The following is a 19,031-nucleotide window of genomic DNA, read 5'->3' on the forward strand; positions in this document are numbered from 1 at the left end:
GTCTTATATCCGCATGAGGTGAATATGGCACAGAACGGTCAGTTTCCACTGACGTTTTCGAGGTACCAAGGAAAATACTGGAAACGTTTTACCTCTTTTCGCTTTGCGCAAAACCTCACGGAATGTCCGATCGTCGAGAAAGAGATTCGTCAGGTTGCGGCGGCTTTTCCGATCGTGTTTCGGCGCGCGGGCACTGAAATTCACCCCTTTGCTTTGCTGAGTCTAAGCGGCGCCCGCACCCCTTTCGTCTCAGATGATGGGCGATGGTTGGCAGGCTATGTTCCATCCGATTTGCGCTGTCCTCCTTTTCGCTGGCGCGCCAGTCAAGATCCAGCCAAGCAGGACTTGAACGCAGAGGGGCTTTTGGTCGACGAGTCACTGGGGTTTGTAGGTCAGGAAGGAGAACCCTTCTTCAATGCCAGCGGTGATCTAACGCCTGAACTGCGCCAGGTCTTTGGCTTCTTAAAAATGCGGGCTCAAAACGAACAGAAAACCGCAGCGATTTGCAATAAATTGGATACGTTTGACTTGCTGCAATCCGCCGGAATGCACGAAGGAATCGAATTTCCCGAAGGTATTCTTATCGTAGATTCTGGAAAGCTGGCAGCCCTGACCGACAAAGACAAACTGGCGCTGATCAATGATGGAACGCTGCGGCTGGTTCACGCCCATCAAGTGTCGTTGTCTCATTGCGCTTGGCTGGCAAGCGCCGAGCGAAATCTGACAACTTGTCAAGTCCAAACCTCGTACACCGAAAATTCAGATCTATCGGGTTTCCTCGGCGCAATGGCCCTCGCCCAATGGAACGAAATTCAACAAAACGGTAGTTATTAAATGCGGCTATCCCCTAGAAGACTGGTCCTTTACTTCATCCTCTCAGGCTGGCTTACCGCTTGCGCTTTCGGACCGAATTTATCTTATGTCGACTCGTCTCTTTCCGCTGGTGCAGTCGGTCGCGGGGCCACTGCTCCTTCACTGACCCTGCTTCGAACGTCTTTTGGGCAACGCGTTAAGCAGGCGGTCGAGGACAACCCGAGCCTTGCGGAAAGTGAAAGCCGCTATAAAAGAGCTACCGCAACCGAAGAAGCGGCACGTGGAGCTTTTCTTCCCCAAGTAAATCTCGGTCTCAGCGCTCGATCGCAACGGTCCGATTCCGACCTTGCGAATTTCACGCCCTACGTTCGTATTTCCCAACTCGTCTATGATGGCGGGGTCGCCTCCAGTGAGCTAATCGCAGCAAAAGCGCGCGTCCTTGAAAGCAGGGGAGACCAACTGCAAACAGGGTCCGCAATAGCTCTTGCAGCAATCGAAGCATACGTTTCGGTTCTCAGCCGTCGTGAGATTTTCGACATTTCAGTTCGAAACGTCGAAGTTCACGAAGATATCCTGCACCAGATCACTGAAAGGTCCTCTCTTGGTGCCGGATCAACGGCGGATGTCATGGCGGCGCGATCTCGAATGGCGGATGCGCAGACACGCCTCGCAGATGCACGCGCCAGAATCGACCGTGCCGAAGCGCAATTCCGCGACATCTTCGGCCAACAGGCCGGGGATCTATCGAAGCCGGCAAAGGCGCCGAAGCTGACGCGAACAGACACGGAAATTGTAGTGAACAGCCCTCAGGTCAGACGAGCAGACGCGGCCTTATTGGCCGCTAAGGCAGATTTGACAGCGGCTTTGGCACGCCGTCGTCCGGGCGTTGAATTGGCTGCCTTTGCAGACCGCGACGATGACGATGATACAGATTTCGGAATTGACCTGTCCGTGAACTATGAGCTGGATAGCACCGGCCAGCGCCGCGCTTCGATTTCTGCCGCTGAAGCCAGAGTAAGCGAAGCCGAATTCGCGCGCGAGACGCTGATACGAGATATCCGGCGCGAGCTTGACTTTATTCGCTCTGACCAGCAAGCCGGCGCCAAGCGACTGCAAGCTGCCAAGATCGCCGCGAAGGCAAACGAAGACAGCGTGGAGGCAGCGCAGGCGCAATTCACCATAGGTCGGCGTAGTCTCATCGAAATTCTCGACGCCCAACGTGACTATGTAAACGCTCAGGAAAGGCTGATCCTGGCAGATCAGAATTTCTTTTTGACGAACTATGCTGCGCTCAGTTTGACAGGTGACATTTTGGACCTTCTCGGCCTTGAGGTCGTGACCCAGGGGGCAAGACAATGACACAACAACAAATTCTGATTGGGCCGTCCAAAACGTCTGGGCTTGAAACGTGTTTTTTGCATGTTGCAGCTCATCTCGATCGTCCACTTACAAGCGCTGCATTGAATGCCGCACTAACCGGAGACGGCGGCGGGCTGACCATTCACGACCTGCTCGAGGTGGCTCAGAATGCTGGGTTGCAAGCCGGTTATGGGCGTTGGGCGCTCGGGGATTTGGACAGTAGTTTTACGCCCGCAATTTTACTTCTGACAGATCAACACGCCGTCGTCTTTCACGGTTTTTCGGAAAACGGCGATCTCCTGATTTTTGACCCAAAGATGGGAAACGAAATAACCGAGATCGAAGGGGCTAAGTTGGCAACGATCTACACTGGCTACGCGATATTGTTTCGGCGCGTGCACAACGAAGATCACAACAGGACATTCAGACCCGAGACCGGTCATTGGTTTTGGTCGGCCATTGGTTCAAACCGCTGGTCCTACGCGCAAGTTGCGCTTGCGGCTGCGGTGGCAAATTTGCTCGGGCTTTCCACATCTGTCTTTATCATGGTGGTCTATGATCGAGTGCTACCCAATGAAGCAACTGAATCGCTGATCGCATTGACCCTTGGTGTCGGTCTAGCACTGGTATTCGACTTCTTCCTGAAACTGTTGCGCGCCGGGTTTATCGACCGAGCAGGTCAAAAATCGGACAGGATGATGGGACGACGCATTTTCGACCACCTTCTCAACATTCAGATGAAATCCAGAACCGGATCGACGGGCGCTATGGCCAGCACAGTTCGCGAGTTTGAAACGCTGCGCGAGTTTTTCACCTCGGCAACCTTGGTTGCTGTCGTTGATCTGCCTTTTGTCGCTTTGTTCGTATTCACCATCCACCTTGTTGGTGGCCCTCTTGCCATAATACCAGCCATGGCAGTGCCAATCGTGTTGCTTTCGGGGCTGGCCGTGCAACCGTTTTTGTCCCGGTTGGCCGAACAAAACTTTTCCGGAGGGCAATCCAAACAATCCGTTTTGGTCGAAACGGTTTCGGGACTTGAAACCATCAAAACGACGGCCGCTGCCAATCAGATGCGTTGCCGGTGGGAAGGTGCGGTCGAACGGCAGGCATCACACAGTGTAAAAAGTCGAGCTATTACTCAATTGGCTCTTAACCTGACAGGGTTCACTCAGCAAGCAGCCCAGGTCTTGATCGTGTTCTATGGTGTCTTTCTGATCACCGAAGGGGCGACCAGTATGGGTGCCCTTGTCGCCTCGGTCATGTTAACCGGTCGGGCTCTCGCCCCTTTGGGGCAACTCGCGCAAACGTTGACACGCGCAAATCAGGCGCGCAGCGCGTACCGCAATCTGAACGCGCTGATGGAAGCAGAAAGCGAGCGTCCCCAAGGGAGGACATGGATCACCCGTGGCACTATTGAAGGACGTATCGCATTTAAGAACGTCTCGTTTTCTTACCCTGGTCAAACCCGTGACACCCTCAGCGATGTGTCCTTCGAAATTGAAACTGGCGAAAAAGTCGCAATTCTAGGCCCCATCGGGTCGGGCAAAAGCACTATCTCGCGGCTATTGCTGGGTCTCTACCAGCCCCGCGCAGGGTCAGTGATGCTGGATGGTGTAGACATCCGACAAATTGATCCAGGCGACCTGCGGCGCAACATTGGTTCAGTGCTTCAGGACATATGGCTGTTTTCGGGAACGATCCGTGAGAACATTGCCAGTGGCACGATCAGGCCGCAAGATCAGGACCTAATTGACGCAGGGCAAGTTGCCGGAGTGGAAGATTTCATCGCCGACCATCCTGGCGGTTATGACCAGCCTCTTGCCGAACGTGGCGAGGGATTGTCCGGCGGGCAACGCCAAGCCATTGCCTTGGCACGGGCTTTGATTGGCCGTCCTCCGGTACTTTTACTGGACGAACCCACGAGCGCGATGGATGTGAAAACCGAGGCTGAGGTCATAAAGCGCCTGTATAGCGCTACCAAACGCGACACGATGATTATCGTGACCCATCGCACCAGCCTTCTGGCGCTTGTTGACCGGATTATCGTGATCGAAAACGGACAGGTTGCCGCAGATGGGCCAAAATCGATTTTGACACGGCAGCCACGCCCCAATGGGAGGCATCTGAATGTCGCAGCATCCTGACTTTGCATCATTGGCCAATGAAATAAGGGGGCAATCTCCTTGGCGCGGTTCTGTGTTGTTGTTTGCAATTCTGGCTTGCCTGCTGACAGTAGGGTTCTGGGCGTATTTTACTGAGTTGGACGACGTCACACGCGTGGACGGGCGCATCGTTCCATCAGCCAATGTTCAACTCATCGACGCCACAGAATCCGGCGTATTGCGATCGCTGCACGTCAAAGAAGGCCAAATCGTGGATGAGGGCACTTTGTTGATGGAGTTCGACACCACGCAAATAGACAGCCAACTCAATCAGGAACAACAAAGGGCTTTTGGCTTGATGGCCAGAGTCCACCGGTTGCAGGCGGAAATAAACGAAACCGAATTGCGATTTGCGCCAAGGCTGGTCGAAGGCGCGCCGGAAGTCGTCAGATCGGAAGCGGCCCTATTTGACGCCCGGCAATCCGAGTTGAGATCTGAGATCGCGATCCTGGAGCGACAACGACAACAACGTCACCGGGAATACGAGGAAAGCTTGGTTGATCAGGTAACTGCCGACGAAACCTTGCAAATCCTGGCAGAGGAACGCGCCATCATGACACCATTGGTCGAACAGCGCATGGAACCCGCGACGACACTGCTGACGTTGCGACGAAATGAGGCCGAATGGGAGGGGCGGCTTACACGGGCTGTTGCGATCACGCATCGCTTGAAAACCGGGCTGGATGAAATTGACGATCGGATTTTAGCAGCGCAAAGCCGGTTTCGAAGCGCAGCATTGACCGATTTGGCGATCACTACGGCAGAACTTGCGACCCTACAACCTCTTTTACCGGCCCTTAAGGATCGTGCCGAACGTGCCCAAGTCAAATCCCCAATGCGCGGCGTGGTTAATCGGATCTACCGTACTACGATCGGAGGGCTGGCCAGAAGCGGAGAAGAGTTGATCGAGATTATCCCTCTCGACGATCGCTTGCTGGTCGAAGCCTATGTAAAACCGGAAGATATCGCCTTTCTGCGCGCAGGGCAGCCGGTCAAAGTAAAGATTACGGCCTACGACTTTGCCCGTTATGGTGCATTGGATGGCCAGATCACGCGGATTGGAGCCAACACCATCACCCGGTCCGAGCGAAATGACGAAGAGGTTTTTGTCGTCGAAATTCAGACCAAACACTCGATTTTGGATGCCAATGGTGTAGAAGTGGAAATCATCCCAGGCATGATCGCAGAAGTGGATATTTTGTCGGGCAAGAAAACCGTGCTGGACTACGTTTTGCGTCCCGTCGTCAAAGTCAAAGACCAAGCGTTTCGCGAATAGTCCCGTCTGAAAGCCTCCGCATCTCATGTACAAACTGGGCAGCGGGGTCTCGACGACTATGAGACCGTCCGATCAGGCCCACTCAACATCCCCCAGAAAAATATAGCCTGCGCCATAAATCGTCTTGATCAGACGCGGATTTTTAGGGTCTTCACCCAGCTTCGTCCGCAGCCGAGATATGCGCACATCCATGGCCCTGTCAAAACTGTCACCGGCTCCCCCACCCAGCGCCTCTTGCATCTGAGCGCGGCTGATCAAGCGTTTAGGACTTTCAAGAAACAGTCGTAGAACTTCGCCTTCCGCATGGCTGAACGAAGTTTCTGCACCATCCTCGTTCTCAAGGATGTAGCGATCGAAATAAGCCGACCAGCCGTTAAAGCGGGCCGTATCCGACTGCACGGCCTGTACCCGCGGCGATCGCAATCGGGCGCGGATACGCGCAACAACTTCGGCAGGATCAAAGGGTTTGGTGATATAGTCATCGGCCCCCAATTCAAGCCCTGTGACGCGGTCCTGAACTTGCGCTCGGCCGGAAATGATGATGACTGCCGCGCCTTGCTCCAACGCCAACCGGTGCACCAGCGCCAAGCCGTCCGTGTCGGGCAGAGACAGATCCACAAGGCAGACATCGGGTGTGGCGCGTTTTAGCGACGCCTCGAATTCGCGGGCTCGGGCGAAGCTTTGAGTCCGGAACCCGGCATCTTCCAGGGCATCGGTCAGGATGCGGCGGATTTCAGGTTCGTCATCGACGATGGTGACCAATGGCTGTGTCATCAAGCGACCTCGGATCGGAGAAGGGCGGAAAGTTGTGCCCGCGTAAAGGGTTTGCGCAGAACAGGGGCGCGCGTCAGAGCTTCGCGGTGTAACGGGTCGGAATATGGCAGGGATGTCATCAGGATTGTTGGTAAACGTGACCGCATCCGTGTCAGCAAGTCCAAACCGGTTGCATCCCCTTCAAGCCGAATATCTGACAAAACCAACGCGATGTCGTTCAGGTCACTGGTCAAAGCCAGCGCTTCATCGGCAGAGGTGGCTTCGATTACAGTGAACCCCAGATCAATCAGCATATCGCGAAAGTTCTGGCGCAAGGCATCGCTATCTTCGACCAACAAGACCAACCCTTCCTGCACCGGCGGCGCGGGACGATAGGGCAGGCGCAGGACGACGGATGCACCGGACGGCGTGTTGCGCAGGCTCAGATCGCCGCCTGCCAGTTTCACCGTGTCATAGACCATTGGCAGCCCCAGGCCCGATCCTTTGTCGCCCTTGGTGGTAAAGAACGGGTTCAGCGCCTTGTCCAGCGCCTCGGGCGAGAAACCGGGGCCTGTATCGGACACCGCAATTTCGATCCAGATCGTCCCGATCGTATGTGCGCTGATCGTCACCTGCCCCGAGCCGCCACAGGCATCGCGCGCATTCAGAACCAAGTTCAACAATGCGTCCTGCACCATGCCCGGATCCAGCATCAGCGCCTCATCGGGCAAAGTATTCACCACCGAAAGACCCACGCCGCGTGGCAGGGAGGGTGAGGCAAGGATACGCAAATCCTCTAATAAACCTCGCATATCGGTTGCCTTGGGCTGCGGAGTTCTGCTGCCGGTCATGTCAGCGATCCGGTTTAGAAGCTGGCCGCCCCGGCGCGCCGTCTGTTGCGTAGCAGCCACAAGTTCTCGGGCGCTTTCGGGCAGATCCATCTTTTGCAACCGCGACTGTATGCCCAGAATGATCGTCAACAGGTTCGAGAAATCATGCGCCAGCCCGCTGGTCATCTGCGCGGCCATCGCCCGACGACGTGTTTGTTGCAGCGCGACTCTGGCCTGCGTTTCTTCGGTTATGTCCACCGACATGACATAGACGCCTCCTTCGCCATCTGGCGTGAACGAGACCCGAATGCGACGAGAATCCTGATCCTCGTTAAACTCAAAAACCGAAGGTTCTCCGCCATAGGCATTTTGCAAATGCGCTTCGACCCGGAGATATGTGGCCGATCCCAACGCTTGCGAAATATGCATCCCAAGTATATCGGACGGCCGGCCAGGCAGTACGGTGCTCAGACGGCGGTTCGAGTAGTCATAGCGTCCCTCAGAATCCAGATGCGCGATATGGGCTGGCATCATTTCTGTCGTCATCCGGGTACGGGCTTCGATCTCGGTCAACTGTCGCTTGGCTTCCTCTAGCGCCGAGATCGTCGCAGCCAGTTTCCGGTTTGTTGCTGTCAATTCTTCGGCCCGGTCCAGAAGTTGTTCGGACAATTCCTCGGATCGGGCACGCAACAGGGCCTCAGCCTGTTTGGTGTTGGTTATGTCGGTATAAACGGCGACCCAGCCACCTTTAGGAAGCGGTGCCCCCTCTACCGAGATCACCTGCCCATTGGCCCGCACGCGTTCCATATAGTGGGGTTCGAAAGCAAGTGCCTGTTGGACACGCTGTTCAACGATTGTATCGACATCGGCTACGTCGCCATATTCGCCAAGTTCGGCAAGATATCGGATCGTGTCATGAAAGAACGCGCCTGGCTGGACCAAGCGATCCGGCAAATCGAACATTTCCTGAAACGGACGATTACTGACGACCATCCGCAACTGGCTGTCATAGATCGACAGCCCCTGACCAATCAGGTTTAGGCCTGCGGTCGTCATGGCCTTTATGTTCTTGTCAGTTAAGTCCAAACCCGTCCTCCCCGACATATGCGTAGCACCGGATCTTTCACAGGTGTAGAGGGCACAGGCGCGACATTCGCGCCGGTGCGCGTCAATAGCGGGTTTGCACCTTCGGTCCATCCGAGGTGATGGAGTGCAAGGACAGCGTATGATCCGTATTGCGCATCCGGTGACGTAGCATCTGCCGCCCCAAACGGGCCAGATCGATCGCAAATGCGGGGTCGTTGGCTACGTTTTGCATTTCACCGGACTGTTGGTGATCGAATAGAATGGGCGGCAGGTCGGCGGCAAATTCGACCAAAGTAAACCGCGCGTCGCGCAAGATGGACAGGTTCGAGTCGCTATGGCCGGTTCCAAGCCGCTGTTGCCATAGAGTTTTTGCTTGCGGATCTCCGAAATCCAGTTCGCTGTAGGTATAATTGCGCCAATCTTCGGGCGCGTCCCCCGTCAGCAAGGGCAGCAATGACCGTCCGTCCATCGCATTGGGCGGCGTCCGGCCAACCCAGTCGAGGATGGTGGGCGCGATATCAATGGACTCGGTCGGAACGGTCACAACCTGACCGGCCTGTGCCTGATTGCCCGGCACCCGAATGATCAGTGGCGTATGATAGGCGGCGTCAAACACCGTCATTTTGCCCCAGCTATGATGATCGCCCAGCATCTCGCCATGGTCTGCGGTCACTACGATAAGCGTCTGCTCATACTGGCCACTGTCTTTCAAAAACTGGATAACTCGCCCAATATGGTGATCGACCTCTGTGGTCAGGCCCAGATAGACGGACCGCAATGTCTGAATATTCTGATCACTCGGTTCGACTTCATCGAACCCCAACACAACGTCACCTGCGCTATGGCGATCTATGGTCGGCTCAAAGAACGGGTGCATGGCGCGATCTTTCGCCTCGTCTGCGTGCCGGATCGGCAAAGGCAACGCGGCGGGATCATACATGTCGTTATAGGGCGACGGGGCCACCAGCGGCGGATGCGGCCGGATATAGGTCAAATGCGCAAACCAGCCCTGACCAACCATCGGCGCCATATGGTTCAGGAAGCTGTCCGTCAGAAAGGCTGTGTCGCTGTCCTCGGCCCGATAAGGTGCGGGATCGTTCAGCCTTGGCGCGCCACCGTCGGGTGCGGTTGGCTTGTGAATATCCCAATAGTCCTGAAACGCATAGCCCTTTTGCATCAGATGGGCGCGCCAAGGATAGGACTCCTCCAACCGCATCTCCAGCACTTCATCAAAACCAGGCATCGGATGCTCATAAGATTTGAGGATCGGGTCTGACGCATCATAGGCCCTTGGGTCCGCCGAAGTATCGGTATAGCCGAACAACATCGGGCGATACCCCGCCTTTCGCATTTCCGATGCGATGCTGGGCGTGTCATGCCGCAGGGGCGTTCCGTTGCGCACAGACCGGTGGTTCATCGCATATTGCCCAGTCAGGATAGATGCCCGCGACGGCCCACAGGGATTGGTGACTGAAAAATGGCGGTCAAAGCGGACGGCATCAGCTATCAACGCCCTGAGATTCGGCAGCTCGATACAATCCGCCAGAGCGCCGCTCAGACAATCTGCCCGAAGCTGATCAATGACAATGAAAAGGACATTCCCCGACTGCGGCATGTCAATTCTCTCAAACCCGAATTTAACCTGCGGCCACACTGTCCTGAACAGGTGAATTGAGCAATAGGTATAGACCATGCGCAATCAGGCTTTGGGGCTTGTCGCATTCACGACATGATGCAGGGACAAAATTGCTTCTTCCCAAAAAATTACATTGCAGCCCCACACAGTTTTACATCACATACAGCCATGACGCGACCTAGCCTGAATTCGGAAACAAGCGCCGACGGCGTTTACCTTCGGGTGTCCGGAGACTTGCTGACTCAGACACTCAGTAGCGTCGAACAGAGCTTTGCTGCGTATAAGCCTGACGATAGCAATCTGATCATTGATCTGTCTGGAATCCAGGCGCTGGACACCAGTGGGGCTTGGGTGGTTGCCGACCTTGCGCATAGGGCGAAACTGGCCGGAGCCGAGGTGCGGTTTCAAGGGGCGTTGCCCGCGTATTCCGACCTGATCGAGACGGTCACACGCAACATCCCCGAGGATCCGGAATCAGAAGACACTAGTCGCAGTTTCGCAGATTGGATCGAAAGTCTGGGCAAGCGGACTGCAGGAGGGTGGAAAGACACGCTGTCGATGCTGGAATTCCTTGGGATGACCCTGCACCGGTTGATGCGCACCCTAATGATGCCTCGACGACTGCGCGGTGCCGCGCTTGTGTCGCAAATGGAGGAAACCGGCTTTCGCGCCATTCCAATAGTCGCGCTGATGGGCTTTCTGATCGGGGTGGTTCTGGCGTTTCAGGGCGCAACCCAGCTGAAGCAATTCGGAGCCGAGATCTTCGTGGTCGAGTTGATCTCGATCTCGGTCCTTCGGGAACTGGGCATTTTGCTCACGGCCATCATCGTGGCCGGCCGCTCTGGCTCGGCCTTTACGGCCTCGATCGGGTCGATGAAAGTGCAAGAAGAGATTGACGCGATGAGGACCCTCGGCCTGGATCCGATCGAAGTTCTGGTCATACCCCGCGTCATGGCATTGCTGGTCATGCTGCCCATTCTGGGGTTCATTGCCAATATGGCGGCCCTGATCGGCGGCGGATTGATGAGCTGGATTGATCTGGGCGTCAGCCCCGGCATGTTCGCCACGCGTCTGAAAGAAAACACCGGCATCTGGCAATTTGCCATCGGCATGATCAAGGCCCCTTTCTTTGCGCTTGTGATCGGGGTGATTGCCTGCTGGCAGGCGTTACAGGTCAAGGGCTCGGCCCAAAGCGTTGGGCAGCGTACAACGGCGTCTGTGGTTCAATCCATTTTTATGGTGATCGCGTTGGACGCCTTGTTTTCCATCTTCTTTTCGGTGATGGGTGTCTGACATGGACGGGACTTTGCCGCAGCACAGCCAAAAGACGGACACACAGCGCGAAGCTGTTATCCGCGTGCGCAACCTGACCAACCAATTCGGCCCTCAGATCGTGCATCAAAATCTGGATTTAGATGTCTGGCGTGGTGAAGTTCTGGGCATCGTTGGCGGATCAGGCACCGGGAAATCCGTTCTGCTGCGCACGATCGTCGGGCTAAACAAACCGGCCGCTGGCAGTATCGAGGTTTTGGGCGTCGATGTTGTGAACGGCCCCGAACAGGAACGCCGCCGGATTGAACAGCGCTGGGGCGTTGCGTTTCAGGATGGCGCGCTGTTTTCCTCTCTGACCGTGTTGCAAAACATCATGGCGCCGCTTCGCGAACACACGGGCCTTAGTGAAAGTCTGATGTGCGCATTAGGAAACCTCAAGATCAGCCTTGTCGGCCTGCCACAATTTAGCTGCAGCAAGTTTCCGTCCGAATTGTCCGGAGGGATGCGTAAACGCGCCGCCCTTGCACGTGCGCTGGCGCTGGACCCCGAGATTGTCTTTCTGGACGAACCCACCGCCGGTTTGGACCCGATCGGGGCCGCCGCCTATGACGATCTGATCGGCGAGTTGCAACACGCGCTTGGGCTGACCGTTTTCATGGTAACTCATGATCTGGACAGCCTTTATGCCATCTGTGACCGGATTGCCGTACTTGCAGAAAAACGCGTCCTGGTTGAAGGTCCGATTGAAGAAATGACCAAAGTCGATCATCCTTGGGTGCAAGAATATTTCACCGGCCCAAGGGCACGCGCGGCACAAGAAAAAGGGCTAGGCAGGTAAAGGCAATGGAGACCCGAGCAAATTATATCCTGATCGGTGCCTTCACGCTTGCGGGCATTCTTGGTGCGTTCGGGTTCTTCCTTTGGCTCGCCAAATTCGAAATCTCGCGCCAATACGCGTATTATGAGGTGCTGTTCGACAATGTCTCGGGCCTCTCCGCCGCCGGTGGGGTCAGCTATAACGGGTTGCCCGTCGGACAGGTCATTTCGCTGGAGCTGGATGAGGACGATCCTTCGAAAGTACGAGTCCGTCTTGAGGTGGACGCGGAAATCCCGGTGACATCCGAAACTATTGCGCAATTGCAATCACTTGGGGTGACCGGCGTTAGTTTCGTGGAACTGACCGGTGGATCGTCAACCGCAGAACGCCTACCGCAGAACAGCCTGATCCAAAGCAAACGCAGCGCCATTCAGTCCCTCTTCGAAGGCGCGCCTTTGTTGATGGAGAAAGCCATCACCCTGCTTGAAGACATCAACGAGGTTGTAGACGATAAAAACCGGCAGGCCGTGTCCGATATTCTGGCCAACGTCGCCTCGGCCACCGGGCGGCTAGACAAGACTCTGTCAGATTTCGAATCCCTCTCGGCCGATCTGGGCGGCGCTGCCCGAGAGATTTCGGACTTCTCCAAACGCCTGGATCAGCTCGCCGATACGGCCGAGACCACTCTGACCACCGGAACCGACACACTGAATAGCGTCAAGACGGCCTCTGAATCCGCTGCCGCCGCGCTGGATAGCGCCAAGACGACTTTTGAGACCGCAGACCAGGTTATCCAGCAGGATCTGAGGCCGTTTATTGACCGCGCCTCATCTCTGGCAGAAAATCTGTCCGGCCTGTCAGATGAAGGCAGCGTGGCGCTTGCGACTGCCACGGAAACCTTCCTGAATGCCAACGAAACACTGGGCTCTATCACCGGTGCAATGGACACCGCAAAAGGCACGCTGACATCTGCCGAGAGCGCCTTTGATTCAGCCAATCGCGTGATCAACGAAGACGTGGGCGCTGTCATGGCCGACATCCGCAACGCCGCCAATCAGGTAGCAACCACTGTCACTAGCGTCACCGACAGGCTGGACGAGATTTCCAAGGATATCCTCAGCGCGTCGGAATCGGCCTCGAACCTGTTGGGAACGATTGACGGAATCGTCCAGGAAAATCGTCGTCAGATTTCGGATTTCATGCGCGTTGGCCTGCCCCAATTCACCCGGTTCATCGAACAATCCCAACGATTGGTGGTCACTTTGGATCGGCTGGTCGATAAGGTTGAACGTGACCCAGCGCGGTTTCTGCTGGGCACTCAAGCATCGGAGTTTCGCCAATGATCAGGTTTCTTCCTTTCGTTCTGGCGGCAGTGGTTCTTGCTGGATGCACCGGGCTGGGTACGTTGCAACAGGCGTCAAAGCCCAACGACCTGTATCTGCTGACGCCTAAAAGCACGTTTTCATCGTCGCTGCCACGCGTACAGAAACAGATCGTTGTAGAAGAGCCGACCGCAACGGCGGCGGTCAATACGGATCAGATTGCGATCCAGCCTTCGCATCTGCAAGTACAGTACCTGTCCCGCGCGCGTTGGGTCGACCGAGCTCCCCTGATCGTGCAGGCGCTAATGGTTGAAAGCTATGAAAACAGCGGCAAAGTGGCCGCGGTTGGACGGTCCACTGTTGGCCTTCGAGCAGATTATGTCATCGTCCCCGATCTGCGCGAGTTTCAGGGCATAGTCGTCAGCGGCACCGATGGCGAGTCGACCGTTCGCATAGAAGTGCGCATGAACATCAAGATAATCGACGAGTTCGAAGACAAGATCATAGCGTCGGGTTCGTTTCAAGAAGCCGTGATTGCCGAAAGTGAACAAACCCCGGATCTGGTCAACGCTTTCGATATCGCCCTGGGCAAAACCATGCGCGACGCGGTCGAGTGGAGCGTTCGAAGAATACACACACACTCGACCAATAACCCAAGGTCGTTCTAATCGGCCAAGGCCTGGGCCAGGCGCATCAACATGATTGCCTCGGCCCTGTATCCAAACGGATCGTCCCCCCGTGCCGCCGTGGCCATATCGATGGCTTGCGGATAAGACCAATTGCCCAGATATTCATCGCCCCGCAGCGCCTGGGCGTATCCCGCAATCGCGTGGGAAAACGCGACATCGTCCGTCACAACGCCCTGGTCGAAACGAATAGGGTTTTCGATCAACTGGCTGCGGTCCGATCCGGGTTGCTTGTAGCGCAATTTGAAATATCCGATCTCCTCGTCCGTATCCGCGACCACCTGAGACGCGCCATAGCGCAAGGGACCATTGCGGATCGCGTCGGAGCCGACAGGTGTGACTTCGTAAATCGCAGTCACACTGTGCCCTGCCCCGATATCGCCTGCATCGATTGCATCATTGTCAAAGTCCTGACGCCGAAGTGCCCGCGTCTCATAGCCAATCAAGCGATATTCGGCGATTTGCGCGGGGTTGAACTCGACCTGAATTTTGACGTCGTTGGCAATCGGAAACAGCACGCCGGTCAATTGATCGACCAGCACTTTACGCGCCTCGCCCAACGTGTCGATATAGGCCGCCTGCCCGTTCCCGTTCTGCGCTAAGGCCTGCATCGTGGCATCATCCAGTTTGCCGCGTCCAAAGCCCAAAACGCTCAGATAAGTTCCGCTGTCGCGTTTCCGAGCGATGAAGTCCTTCAAAGCCTCCGGATCCGACAGCCCCACATTGAAATCACCGTCTGTTGCAAGAATGACCCGCGTCACCTCGCCATCCGACGCAACCTCCTCGGCCACCTGATAGGCCTGTTGCAACCCGGCTTGTCCGGCGGTCCCGCCTCCAGCCTCGAGCTTATCCAGCGCCGCCAAAATCTGACTCCGCTCGGTGGCCGGGGTCGGTTCCAGCACCTGCCCTGTATTGCCCGCATAGGTCACGATTGAGACCTGATCTTGAGGCCCAAGTTCCGACAGCAATAGCCGGAAAGACTGTTTAAGAAGCGGCAGCTTGTTTGCATCCTGCATCGAGCCTGAACTGTCGATCAAAAACACAAGATTCAGGGGCGGACGTTCGGCAATCTGGGGCAGCGCGCCCTGAATACCGATATGCACAAGCTGCGTTCCCGCGTTCCAAGGCGTCGGGCTGACCGTGATCGTCGGACGAAACGGGGCCTCACCATCGGGTGCCGGATAGGCGTAGGGGAAGTAATTCACCATCTCTTCCACCCGCACCGCGTCTTTCGGCGGCATCTGACCATTCAACAACGAGGACCGGACAATTGCATAGGATGCCGTGTCCACGTCGATCGAGAAGGTCGAAACTGGGTCCTCGGCCGTGACTTTCAGTGGATTGCTATCGGCGTTTGCGAAGGCTTCTGTGTTCGGAGTTGATGCGACTACGACGTCGGGTGCAGCCGGGGCGATCCGGGCAACCTCGGCGACATTATCTCGACCGAGGCGAACCGTCGGCTCGCTGTTTGCACCTTCCGCGCGCTTGCTCAGCGCCTGCGGGGCAGCGGCGATAGCGTCGGCAAATTTTTCCTCGGCTTGTGGCAACGGCTGAGGGATAGTTGCCGGTTCAACAACCCGGCTTTCGATCTGGTCCGTCACGCGCAGCGGGCCAGTTTGCATCTGCGGGACAATAAGCACCAATGCGATAGCCCCAAGGGCTGTTGTAGCGGTCAAAACACCACGGGAAGTCAGGGAATTCAGCATGAAAATCGCTCCTTCTGTCAGGCGGGCTACTGGGCCACGCTTGACAGTGGGACGTGCGCCGACGCGAGATCCTTGGGCACGCGCAAAAGATTTTCGTGCCCGGTCCAGATTATTCGCCCGGCGTGCGCTGTCGGGGGCGGGTGTTGCCGCATCCATCAGCGATTTGAGATGGTCAAGATCGTCGGTCATTGGTCCAATTCCTCTTGCCGCATGGCCCGCAAGCGCTTTCGGATGTCCGACATACGCCACGAGACCGTCCCTTCAGACACGCCCAGAACCTCAGCCGCCTGCGCGTGGGTCATCTCTTCCTCAAGGGTCAGGGCAAGCGTCTCCTGCAAATCCTGCGGCAGGCTGCGCATTGCCCTTTGCAACCAATCCACGGCCTCGGCGGCCTCGGTCGCTTCGGCCCGGCGCATCTGTTCGACGTCGCCCCACCCTGCTGCGGCGCGACTGTGAGAAGTGGCGCGGCGACGCGCATCCTCGGCTGCATTGACCACCACACGATAAAGCCATGTGGTGAACTTGGCCCGCGCCTGAAAGGCCTGAACCTTCAAAGGAAGCGCCGCGCAGATATCCTGCGTCAGGTCCTCAGCCTGATCCGCCCGCCCGGTCAGCCGGAAACACAGCCGGAAAATCCGGTCATAGTGGCGCCGCAAAAGAGAAGCGAACGCGTCCGCGTCGCCTTTTGCCGCCGCCCGGGCCAGATCCTCATCCGATGTTTCCATACGCATCACGATGAGTAAGACGGATGGAAAAGGTCAATCCTTGGCGCGCGCGTGAAAAAAATCAGAAATGCTGGGCCGAGGCGATTTTCCAATCGGCTGCGAACTCATCCGGGACGGCATCGCCCAGGAACGCGCCCTCTTCCACGATATCGTACAGTTCTGCGTAAGAGTGCTCTCGCTCATCCGCTGTACGACGCCGGATATCCGAGGGGTTAAGTTCGGACACTTTCTCTTTGCCCATGGCCCCCAGAATTTCGCGGAAACTTTCCAGCGTGGCGTCGTGATAGCGATGAACCCGCTGGCGTTTTTGCGGTACGTTCACCGCACGTCCCCGGATCGGATCCTGCGTGGCGACGCCGGATGGGCAGCGGTTGGTGTTGCAATGCAGCGCTTGAATACAGCCAATGGCAAACATCATCGCCCTTGCCGCGTTACACATATCCGCACCAAGCGCGAATTTCTCGATCATGTCATAACCGGTGGCCACTTTGCCCGAACAAATCACCCGGATCTTGTCGCGCAACCCTGCGCCACGCAGGCAATTGTTCACAAAGATCAATGCCTCGTTCAGAGGCATGCCCAGACGGTTGGTGAACTCGACCGGAGCAGCGCCAGTGCCCCCTTCGGACCCGTCAATAGTGATGAAATCCGGCAGAATGCCTGTCTCAAGCATCGCTTTGCAGATTGCCATGAATTCCGACGGGCGACCGATGCATAGCTTGAAGCCAACCGGCTTACCACCCGACATCTCACGCAGATGCTGAACGAACTGCATCAATCCGGTCGGACCCTCAAAGGCGGAGTGCGTGGGGGGCGAAATGACGTCCTGGTGCACCGGAACGCCACGAATTTCAGCAATCTCCTCATCAACCTTGGCGGCAGGCAACACCCCCCCATGCGAGGGCTTGGCCCCCTGCGACAGTTTGATCTCAATTGCCTTTACAACGTCCTTTTTGGCCTTTTCGGCGAATTTGTCCTTGTCGAACCCGCCATCCGCTGAGCGGCATCCAAAATAGCCGGTTCCGATCTGCCAGATGATATCCCCACCCTCGGCCAGATGATGCGGAGACAAACCGCCCTCGCCAGTGTTATGAGCAAATCCTCCATCCTTGGCACCGCCGTTCAGAGCCCTGATCGCATTTGCACTAAGCGCGCCAAAGCTCATCGCCGACACGTTCAGGCGCGAAGCATTGTAAGGCTGGGAGCATTGCGGACCGCCAAGCAAAACGCGCTCTTCGCTTTCGTCCACATGTTTGGGGGCGAGTGAGTGATTGGTGCGGTGATAACCCACGGAATTGATATCGTACTGCGTCCCAAAAGCCTGCGTGTCCACCTGACCTTTCGCGCGGGAATAGACCAACCCGCGAACAATTCGGTTATAGGGGCGGCCACTTTCGTTCGTTTCTACGAAATACTGGCGGATTTCGGGGCTGACAAACTCCAGCATATAGCGAAAATGCCCAAGCACCGGGTAATTGTTCAGAACATTGTGCTTCGTCGTCAGTATGTCGTACAGACCGATCACTGCGTAGGGGATCAGCAAGATCAACAGCCAATGGATCGGAGACCAGACAAACCCAAGGATCAGGGTCAGCGGCAGGCAAACACAGCTTAGAAAGTAATAGAGTCGGCGGACTATCATTGGGGCTCTCCTGAACTGGCCTGCGTTACATCGGAAGTTGGGCAATTCGATCTTTTGTTGCAAGCGTTTATGCCATTTGTCACCTGTTCCAGCGGATTCGTGATAGTGGCGGTCGATGGTTGATCCGTCCCCAGCCAGTGGGTATGCCGAAAGGCACAAAGAACTGGGCAGGGTCTGTGACTGATAGCAAACTTCAACCCAACATTGGGCGCATGTTCCTTGCCGTTTTTGTCGGCGGCGCGGCAGGTTCGCTGCTGCGTGAAGGGTTGTCGGTCCCGCTGCCCAGTATCTTGGCCGTAACGACGACCTTCGGGATCAATGTTCTTGCCTGTTTCGTTCTAGGCTGGCTCTATTCCATCCGGCACCGGGTTCATGCGCATGTATTGCATCTGGGAGCTGTGGGGTTTTGCGGCGGGCTGTCCACCTTTTCCTCTTTCGTGGCCGATCTGGCCGCGATCGCCTCAACTAGCCCATGGGGCGCGGTCTATGCTGCCACGTCCGAGATTGTCTTTGGCCTTGCCGCAGCCCTGTTGGGTGAGGCAGTCGGGCGGCGCGTTCACGGCGTGAAGGGGGCCAGATGACCGAAGCCTATCTGCACGCCATCTTTGGCCTCGGCGGAGGGTTGGGAGCGGTTCTGCGCCATTGGATCGCCTTGTGGCTGCGGCACAATCTGCCGATTGCAACGCTGTTTGTGAACGTGCTGGGCAGCCTGTTGCTGGGGCTTTGGATAGGGGTTCTCGGCGGGCCAGTCGAGATGGGGGAGGAGGCGCGGCGACTGGTATTCGGATTCTGCGGCGGCTTCACCACGTTTTCTAGCTTTGCCTATCAAACGCTGGACCTGAAACGAGAACGCACCCTTGTGTTGGCCGCTGGCAACATCGCGTTCAGCCTTGCCCTGTGCTGGGGGGCGGTAGTACTGGGAATGTGGCTGACGCAGTGACTGATC

17 protein-coding genes are annotated in these 19,031 nt (G+C 56.5%); 11 read left to right on the top strand and 6 right to left on the bottom strand.

Going from position 1 to position 19,031, the window contains the following annotated elements; genetic code table 11:
- The first annotated feature begins 24 nt into the window (after nt 1-24).
- From ACR3E7_RS21085 to ACR3E7_RS21100, 4 genes are read left to right on the top strand one after another with little or no spacing between them, the layout of a single operon-like run.
- On the top strand, nt 25-834 hold the full coding sequence (locus tag ACR3E7_RS21085; RefSeq protein WP_480503726.1) for a SapC family protein: 810 nt from the start codon (nt 25-27) through the stop codon (nt 832-834).
- The gene (locus ACR3E7_RS21090) at nt 835-2,172 is read left to right on the top strand and encodes a TolC family protein (RefSeq protein ID WP_480503725.1); all 1,338 of its coding nucleotides are present in this window, start codon (nt 835-837) and stop codon (nt 2,170-2,172) included.
- Entirely contained in the window at nt 2,169-4,316 is a 2,148-nt protein-coding gene (locus ACR3E7_RS21095; RefSeq protein WP_480503724.1) for a type I secretion system permease/ATPase, read from the top strand. The genes ACR3E7_RS21090 and ACR3E7_RS21095 overlap by 4 nt, the downstream gene beginning before the upstream one ends.
- Nucleotides 4,300-5,610, top strand: coding sequence for an HlyD family type I secretion periplasmic adaptor subunit (locus ACR3E7_RS21100; protein ID WP_170773358.1), 1,311 nt, complete (start codon nt 4,300-4,302; stop codon nt 5,608-5,610). The genes ACR3E7_RS21095 and ACR3E7_RS21100 overlap by 17 nt, the downstream gene beginning before the upstream one ends.
- Nucleotides 5,611-5,682: 72 nt before the next feature.
- On the opposite strand, the gene ACR3E7_RS21105 is transcribed toward ACR3E7_RS21100, so the two are convergent.
- The 3 genes from ACR3E7_RS21105 to ACR3E7_RS21115 form a co-directional block, all read right to left on the bottom strand.
- A complete protein-coding gene (locus ACR3E7_RS21105; protein WP_170785802.1) occupies nt 5,683-6,384 on the bottom strand; it encodes a response regulator transcription factor in 702 nt (233 codons plus the stop codon).
- On the bottom strand, nt 6,384-8,249 hold the full coding sequence (locus tag ACR3E7_RS21110) for a PAS-domain containing protein (RefSeq protein ID WP_480503722.1): 1,866 nt from the start codon (nt 8,247-8,249) through the stop codon (nt 6,384-6,386). Before ACR3E7_RS21110 ends, ACR3E7_RS21105 begins: the two co-directional genes overlap by 1 nt.
- Nucleotides 8,250-8,361: 112 nt before the next feature.
- Nucleotides 8,362-9,837: a sulfatase-like hydrolase/transferase gene (locus tag ACR3E7_RS21115; RefSeq protein WP_480503827.1), complete on the bottom strand. Its 1,476-nt coding sequence runs from the start codon at nt 9,835-9,837 to the stop codon at nt 8,362-8,364.
- Here ACR3E7_RS21115 and ACR3E7_RS21120 point away from each other — a divergent pair.
- The 5 genes from ACR3E7_RS21120 to ACR3E7_RS21140 all read left to right on the top strand — a co-directional run bounded on the left by ACR3E7_RS21120 (nt 9,757) and on the right by ACR3E7_RS21140 (nt 13,994).
- Complete coding sequence (locus tag ACR3E7_RS21120; RefSeq protein ID WP_480503831.1) at nt 9,757-9,954, top strand: hypothetical protein; 198 nt, start codon at nt 9,757-9,759, stop codon at nt 9,952-9,954. The two genes, ACR3E7_RS21115 and ACR3E7_RS21120, sit on opposite strands and share 81 nt — an antisense overlap.
- 129 nt (nt 9,955-10,083) lie before the next feature.
- On the top strand, nt 10,084-11,208 hold the full coding sequence (locus tag ACR3E7_RS21125; RefSeq protein WP_170785795.1) for an ABC transporter permease: 1,125 nt from the start codon (nt 10,084-10,086) through the stop codon (nt 11,206-11,208).
- A 1-nt stretch (nt 11,209) separates the two neighbouring features.
- On the top strand, nt 11,210-12,025 hold the full coding sequence (locus ACR3E7_RS21130; RefSeq protein ID WP_480503720.1) for an ABC transporter ATP-binding protein: 816 nt from the start codon (nt 11,210-11,212) through the stop codon (nt 12,023-12,025).
- A gap of 5 nt (nt 12,026-12,030) precedes the next feature.
- Entirely contained in the window at nt 12,031-13,347 is a 1,317-nt protein-coding gene (locus tag ACR3E7_RS21135; protein ID WP_170789940.1) for an MlaD family protein, read from the top strand.
- Nucleotides 13,344-13,994: an ABC-type transport auxiliary lipoprotein family protein gene (locus tag ACR3E7_RS21140; protein ID WP_170785788.1), complete on the top strand. Its 651-nt coding sequence runs from the start codon at nt 13,344-13,346 to the stop codon at nt 13,992-13,994. Before ACR3E7_RS21135 ends, ACR3E7_RS21140 begins: the two co-directional genes overlap by 4 nt.
- On the opposite strand, the gene ACR3E7_RS21145 is transcribed toward ACR3E7_RS21140, so the two are convergent.
- The 3 genes from ACR3E7_RS21145 to ACR3E7_RS21155 all read right to left on the bottom strand — a co-directional run bounded on the left by ACR3E7_RS21145 (nt 13,991) and on the right by ACR3E7_RS21155 (nt 18,085).
- The gene (locus ACR3E7_RS21145; RefSeq protein ID WP_480503719.1) at nt 13,991-15,907 is read right to left on the bottom strand and encodes a vWA domain-containing protein; all 1,917 of its coding nucleotides are present in this window, start codon (nt 15,905-15,907) and stop codon (nt 13,991-13,993) included. The two genes, ACR3E7_RS21140 and ACR3E7_RS21145, sit on opposite strands and share 4 nt — an antisense overlap.
- Nucleotides 15,904-16,443: an RNA polymerase sigma factor gene (locus tag ACR3E7_RS21150; RefSeq protein ID WP_170773347.1), complete on the bottom strand. Its 540-nt coding sequence runs from the start codon at nt 16,441-16,443 to the stop codon at nt 15,904-15,906. The genes ACR3E7_RS21145 and ACR3E7_RS21150 overlap by 4 nt, the downstream gene beginning before the upstream one ends.
- Nucleotides 16,444-16,504: 61 nt before the next feature.
- Nucleotides 16,505-18,085, bottom strand: coding sequence for an FMN-binding glutamate synthase family protein (locus ACR3E7_RS21155; protein WP_480503718.1), 1,581 nt, complete (start codon nt 18,083-18,085; stop codon nt 16,505-16,507).
- Between the two features lie 176 nt (nt 18,086-18,261).
- On the opposite strand from ACR3E7_RS21155, the gene ACR3E7_RS21160 reads away from it, so the two are divergent.
- Both ACR3E7_RS21160 and ACR3E7_RS21165 read left to right on the top strand, forming a co-directional pair.
- Entirely contained in the window at nt 18,262-18,666 is a 405-nt protein-coding gene (locus ACR3E7_RS21160; protein WP_331252561.1) for a fluoride efflux transporter FluC, read from the top strand.
- Nucleotides 18,663-19,025, top strand: a complete 363-nt coding sequence (locus tag ACR3E7_RS21165; RefSeq protein WP_480503716.1) for a fluoride efflux transporter FluC — start codon at nt 18,663-18,665, stop codon at nt 19,023-19,025. The genes ACR3E7_RS21160 and ACR3E7_RS21165 overlap by 4 nt, the downstream gene beginning before the upstream one ends.
- Nucleotides 19,026-19,031: the final 6 nt, after the last annotated feature.

The sequence above is a fragment of the Ruegeria sp. BK1 genome (genome assembly GCF_056535645.1).